The following is a 6006-nucleotide window of genomic DNA, read 5'->3' as shown; positions in this document are numbered from 1 at the left end:
CAGGGCTGCATGGGGAGCGGTGCCCATCGACGGAGTGTCGGGCCGCGGGATAGTTTCTAGGTAATGGATCTTCCGGATGAGCCGGGGGCCGCTGGGGATGCCGATCGGATCGGGTCCGTTGACTGAAGGAGAAAACTAATGGCTATTTGGGGTGCAGACATTGTTCAGCTCAAGGCGCTCGGAACCAAGCTTCAGGCTGGTTCGTCCGAGATCGAGAAGACCAAGTCGCAGCTGACGAAGGCTCTTAACGGCACGGACTGGAAGGGTCCGGATGCGGAGAAGTTCCGCAGCGAATGGTCCGGTTCGCACGTGACGGCCCTGGCCAAGGTGGCCCAGGCGCTGGAGGAAGCCGGCAAGCAGGCAACCAAGAACGCCGCCCAGCAGGAAGAGGCTTCCCGCTAGGAACTCCTCGTTGTAGTAGCTGCCGGCGTACCGGTCTCCGGCGTCGCACATCAGCGAGACCACGCTGCCGCGCCAGCGAATGGTCCGGTTCGCACGTGACGGCCCTGGCCAAGGTGGCCCAGGCGCTGGAGGAAGCCGGCAAGCAGGCAACCAAGAACGCCGCCCAGCAGGAAGAGGCTTCCCGCTAGGAACGGCCTGCCCTTGTAACGCTGGAAGACAGGCCCCGGACGCAACAATGCGTCCGGGGCCTGTGCGCGCCGGGAGCCAGACAATGTCAGAGATCTAAGGCAGGATAGGTCTGTGAGCACAGGGAACACGGCAGCAGACACGCAAACGCAGGACACTATCGGGGCAGGTACGGGCCAGGAAAAGGTGCCTTCCGGCGCAGTGCGCGAGGAATACGAAAACCTGGTCGAAGAGGTCCGCAAGCACCGCTTCGCGTACTACCAGGAGGACGCGCCCATCATTTCGGACGCTGACTTCGACGAACTCTTCCGGCGCCTCGAAACGCTGGAAGCCATGCACCCGGAGCTGGTGGCCAACGATTCGCCCACCCAGGAAGTGGGCGGCGAAGTATCTGCCGCCTTTACCGCCGTCGAACACCTGCAGCGGATGTACAGCCTGGAGGACGTCTTTTCCCTCGAGGAGCTCGAAGCGTGGATTGCCAAGGCGGAAGCATCCGTGGCCAAACTCGGAAACGGCACGGCCGGACCTGCGTGGCTCACCGAACTCAAGATCGACGGCCTTGCGGTGAACCTGCTTTACCGCGACGGCAAGCTGGTCCGCGCAGCCACGCGGGGGGACGGCTACACCGGCGAGGACATCACGCACAATGTGCTGACCATCAAGGAGATCCCGCAGCAGCTGACCGGCGGGAACTACCCGGCCGAGATGGAGGTTCGCGGCGAGGTGTTCATTCCCTCCAAAGCCTTTGCCGAATTCAACGAGGCCCTGATCGAGGCGGGCAAGGCGCCGCTGGCCAACCCGCGCAACGCCGCCGCCGGCTCGCTCCGGCAGAAGGACCCTGCAGAAACCGCCAAGCGCCCGCTGCGCATGTATGTCCACGGCATCGGCGCCCGCGAGGGGCTGGACACCGTCAGCCAGTCGGACACTTACCGCCAGCTCGCCGAGTGGGGCCTCCCCACCAGCCCTTACTTCGAGGTTCTCGGCAGCCTCAAGGAAGTGCTCGCCTTCATCAAACGCTACGGCGACAAGCGGCACAGCCTCACCCATGAGATCGACGGCATTGTGGTCAAGGTGGACGACTTCGCCACGCAGCGCGCCCTCGGCTACACCTCGAGGGTGCCGCGCTGGGCCGTCGCCTACAAATACCCGCCGGAGGAAGTGCACACCAAGCTCCTGGACATCGCTGTCAACGTGGGCCGCACCGGGCGGGTGACCCCCTTCGGCATCATGGAACCGGTCAAGGTGGCCGGGTCCACCGTGGGAATGGCCACCCTGCACAACCAAGACGTCGTCAAGGCCAAGGGCGTGAAAATCGGCGACATTGTGGTGCTCCGGAAGGCTGGGGACGTCATCCCGGAGATCGTGGGACCGGTGCTTGCGCTCCGGGACCAGCAGGACCCGCCGGTGCGGGATTTTGTCATGCCGACCGAGTGCCCGTCCTGCGGGACACCGCTTGCCCCCGGGAAAGAGGGGGACGTGGACATCCGCTGCCCCAACTCGCGGTCCTGCCCGGCCCAGCTGCGCGAACGCGTCTTCCACGTTGCCAGCCGCGGCGCGTTCGACATCGAGGCGCTGGGCTGGGAAGCCGCGATTGCCCTCACCCAGCCGGCCGAGCCCGAAACGCCGCCGCTGACCAGCGAAGCCAACCTCTTCCGGCTCACGCGCGAAGACCTGGCCGATGTTCGGATCCGCCGCGAGAAGCGGTCCAAGGGCGTGGCCACCGGGGAATTCGAACTCGTCCCGTACTTCTACAGCAAGGGCACGGCCAAGTCCCCGTCCAAGCCCACGGCCACCACGGAAAAACTCTTCAGCGAACTGGAGAAGGCCAAGACCCAGCCGCTGTGGCGCGTCCTCGTGGCGCTGTCCATCCGGCACGTCGGGCCCCGGGCCTCACGGGCGCTTGCCACGGCCTTCGGCTCAATGGATGCCATCCGGCAGGCCTCGGAGGAGGAACTCGCCCACGTCGACGGTGTGGGCCCGGTGATCGCCGCTGCGCTCAAGGAATGGTTCGCCGAGGACTGGCACCGTGAAATTGTGGACAGCTGGTCCGAAGACGGCGTGCGGATGGCGGATGAGCAGGACGAATCCACTCCGCGTACCCTCGAAGGACTTACCATCGTGGTCACCGGAAGCCTTGAAGGCTTCAGCCGGGACGAGGCCAAGGAAGCCATCCTCATCCGGGGCGGCAAGGCCGCTGGATCCGTCTCCAAGAACACCAGCTACGTCGTGGCGGGCGAGAACGCCGGCACAAAACTGGACAAGGCCGAGCAGCTCGGCGTGCCGGTGCTGGATGAGGACGGCTTCCGCGCGCTCCTGGCCAACGGCCCCAAGGACTCGGCGGACCCTGCTGACTCTGCAGGGTCAGCAGAAGCCGCCGGCAACGGTGACGAGCTCGAAGACCATCAGGAGGCGCTGACAGAATGAGTGTCACGCCCGCCGAACTGCTAGAGGTGGCAAAGGCGGCTGCCGCAGCCGGGGCCGCCGTGCTCGCCACCCGTAACGCCGAAGCACTGGACGCCAGCAACAAGGGAGCCTCCGGGGACTGGGTCACGGCCTTCGACGTCGCCGCCGAGAACGCCGTGCGCCAGGTGATCAACCGCGTCCGGCCGCAGGACACAGTCACCGGCGAGGAACACGGCACCCTCAGCCGGGCCGATCCCAGCGGATACCGCTGGTCAATCGACCCGCTGGACGGTACAACCAACTTCATCCGAAACATCGTTTACTACGGCACCTCAGTGGCGGTGGCGGATCCTGACGGCACCTGGCTGGCCGGCGTCGTCAATGCCCCGGCACTGGGCCGGGTCTACTACGCCTCGCGCGGCGGAGGCGCCTGGCTGGAGGAGCAGGGGCAGCGGACCCAGCTCACCGGTCCCGTTCCGGGCCGTGCCGGGCAAATCCTGGCGACCGGATTCAGCTACGATCCCGGCATCCGTGCCGAACAGGCCGAAGCTCTCGGCGGGTTCATGGACGGTTTCGCCGACATGCGCCGGCTGGGCTCGGCTGCCCTGGACCTGTGCCTGGTGGCCGACGGAACCCACGACGCCTTCGGCGAACGCGGGCTCAACGAGCACGACTTTTCAGCCGGTGCGCTCATCGCCGAGGAAGCCGGATGCTGGGTCCGCCGGCCGCGTCTCACGAGTCCCCTCGACGGCGGACCGTCGGACGATGAACGCCTGGCGGCGTGGACGTGCGCCGGGACCCTCGAGCTGTCGGGCAAGTTCCCTCTCTAGGCTTAGGCCTGGGCGCGCGCGGCCGCCAGCCCGGCGGCACCGGAGTAACGGTTGAGCGGCCGCTCCAGCCCGTAGTGCCCGCGCAGCGTGTCGGCCGTGTACTCGGTGCGGAACAGGCCGCGCTGCCGCAGGACCGGAACCACGTGGTCCACGAAGGCCTCCAGCCCTGAGGGGAGCACTGCGGGCATGATGTTGAAGCCGTCGGCTGCGCCGTTTTCAAACCAGAGCTGGATGGCATCGGCCACCTGCTCGGGTGTTCCCGAGGACGTACGGTGCCCGCGGCCGCCGCCGAGGCGTCCGATCAGCTGGCGCACCGTGAGCCGTTCGCGGCGGGCAAGCTCCACGATCAGCGTGTAACGGCTTTTCGCTCCCTGGATGAAATCCTCATCGGGGAGGTCCGCCGGCAGCTGCCGGTCCAGCGGCAGGTCTTCGGGGCTGACGCCCAGGGTCTTCGCCAGTTCGATCCGTGCATATTCCGGACGGATCAGATCGTCGAGCTCACGTTCCAGCTTTTTGGCCTCGGCTTCCGTGCCGGCCACCACAGGCACGATGCCCGGAAGGATCTTGATACCCTCGGGGTCGCGTCCGGCCGCCGCGGTGCGCGCCTTGAGGTCGGCGTAGAAGTCCTGGGCGTCCTCGAGGGTCTGTTGGGCGGTGAACACGGCCTCAGCGTAGAGGGCAGCCAGGCCCTTGCCGTCTTCGGAAGAGCCCGCCTGGACGATCAGCGGGTATCCCTGCGGCGACCTCGGAACGTTGAGCGGCCCGCGCACGCTGAAATGCTTGCCCACGTGGTCGATCGCCCGGACCTTGTCCGGATCGGCCCACACTCCGGCCTCCTTGTCCGCCACAACGGCGTCGTCATCCCAGCTGTCCCACAGCTTGCCGGTGACGTCCAGGAACTCTGCTGCCCGCTCATAACGGCTGGCGTGCGCAGGCTGGTCGTCGACCCCGAAGTTCCGCGCGGCGTCGGGCCCTGCAGTGGTGACGACGTTCCAGCCGGCACGCCCGCCACTGACGAAGTCCACGGAGGCAAAGCGCCTGGCGAGGTTGAACGGATCGTTGTAGGTGGTGGACGCCGTGGCAATGAGGCCGATCTTCTCGGTGGCCGCGGCGATGGCGGTCAGCAGCACCGTGGGTTCGAGCTTGCCGGCCGGCCGGCGGCCCACGTGGCCGAAGATCACGGGCGAGTCGGCGAAGAAGATGGAATCGAACGTGCCGCGCTCGGCAATCCGGGCGAGGTTGCGGTAGTGGCTGATGTCCGTGGTGGCCCGGGGGTTGCTTTCGGGCAGCCGCCAGGAGGCTTCGTGGTGGCCGGTGCTCATGAGGAATGCATTGAGGTGCAGTGTGCGCTGGGTGCGTGCCATGGGAGTGGTCCTGTCTGTCGGGGCGGTGTCGGTTGCCGGCGTCGGTGGTGCCAATCAACCACAGCCCCGCGGCGACGGGCCAGTGCCGCCGACCACTGGGGCAACGCCCGGAAATACGGGGCAATGCCGGGCAACACTGGGCAATACCCGGACACAGAACGCAACCCCGGGAGGCGACTCGGCACGCCCGGAGCGGTTCAGCGCATAGTGATAGTTGAGTCACGGAAACGGCCTTTTCGGGCGCACGGAGTGGTGCCGGCGACTACCATGGATAAGTGCATTCGCAGATCCTCATTCGCCCCGCCATCCCGGCAGATTTCGACGCCGTGGCCCGCATTACGCGGGACGCCTACCTCGCCGCGGGCTACTTCGCGAGTGCCGACCACCCTTACATGCAGCAGATCCAGGATGTCGCCACACGGGCACGGCAGGCCACCATCTGGGTAGCCGAGCGGGCGGGGCACATCGTCGGTTCGGTGACCCTCGCCGTCGCCGGTGAACCGTTTGCGGACATCGCACTGCCCGACGAACTCGAATTCCGCATGCTGGTAGTGGATCCGTCGGTGCAGCGCAGCGGCGCCGGCAAGGCCATGGTCGAGGCGATCATTGCGCATGCGAAGTCGCTGGACGGAGTCAAGGCCGTGGCCCTGACCACCGGCCGGACCTGGGAAAGCGCCCACGGGCTGTACCGCAAGACAGGCTTCCAGCGCGTTCCCGAGCGCGACTGGTTCGTCTCGGACACCGACATAAAGCTGCTGGTTTACCGGCTCGACGTGTAGCCGCCCTAAAGTGGTGCCGAATCCAGGCACCATCGAAAGGCA

Annotated in this window: 5 protein-coding genes; 4 read left to right on the top strand and 1 reads right to left on the bottom strand. The window is 66.7% G+C overall.

The genetic code is table 11. From position 1 onward, the window contains the following. The first annotated feature begins 138 nt into the window (after positions 1-138). The 3 genes from ASF98_RS05765 to ASF98_RS05750 all read left to right on the top strand — a co-directional run bounded on the left by ASF98_RS05765 (position 139) and on the right by ASF98_RS05750 (position 3821). Positions 139-402 (top strand): hypothetical protein, encoded by a 264-nt coding sequence (locus ASF98_RS05765; protein WP_055798718.1) that lies wholly within the window; start codon positions 139-141, stop codon positions 400-402. 300 nt (positions 403-702) lie between these two features. Continuing rightward, entirely contained in the window at positions 703-3012 is a 2310-nt protein-coding gene (ligA, locus tag ASF98_RS05755; protein ID WP_055798711.1) for an NAD-dependent DNA ligase LigA, read from the top strand. Beyond that, complete coding sequence (locus ASF98_RS05750) at positions 3009-3821, top strand: inositol monophosphatase family protein (protein ID WP_055798709.1); 813 nt, start codon at positions 3009-3011, stop codon at positions 3819-3821. Before ligA ends, ASF98_RS05750 begins: the two co-directional genes overlap by 4 nt. Positions 3822-3823: 2 nt before the next feature. Here the strand turns inward: ASF98_RS05750 and ASF98_RS05745 are convergent, their stop codons facing one another. Further along, positions 3824-5185: an LLM class flavin-dependent oxidoreductase gene (locus ASF98_RS05745; RefSeq protein WP_055798706.1), complete on the bottom strand. Its 1362-nt coding sequence runs from the start codon at positions 5183-5185 to the stop codon at positions 3824-3826. A gap of 275 nt (positions 5186-5460) precedes the next feature. Here ASF98_RS05745 and ASF98_RS05740 point away from each other — a divergent pair, with 275 nt between their 5' ends. Next, positions 5461-5964 (top strand): GNAT family N-acetyltransferase, encoded by a 504-nt coding sequence (locus ASF98_RS05740; RefSeq protein WP_055798703.1) that lies wholly within the window; start codon positions 5461-5463, stop codon positions 5962-5964. Positions 5965-6006: the final 42 nt, after the last annotated feature.

It is taken from the genome of Arthrobacter sp. Leaf337 (genome assembly GCF_001423745.1).
Classification (GTDB): domain Bacteria; phylum Actinomycetota; class Actinomycetes; order Actinomycetales; family Micrococcaceae; genus Arthrobacter.
This window is presented reverse-complemented; position numbering and strand designations above follow the sequence as displayed.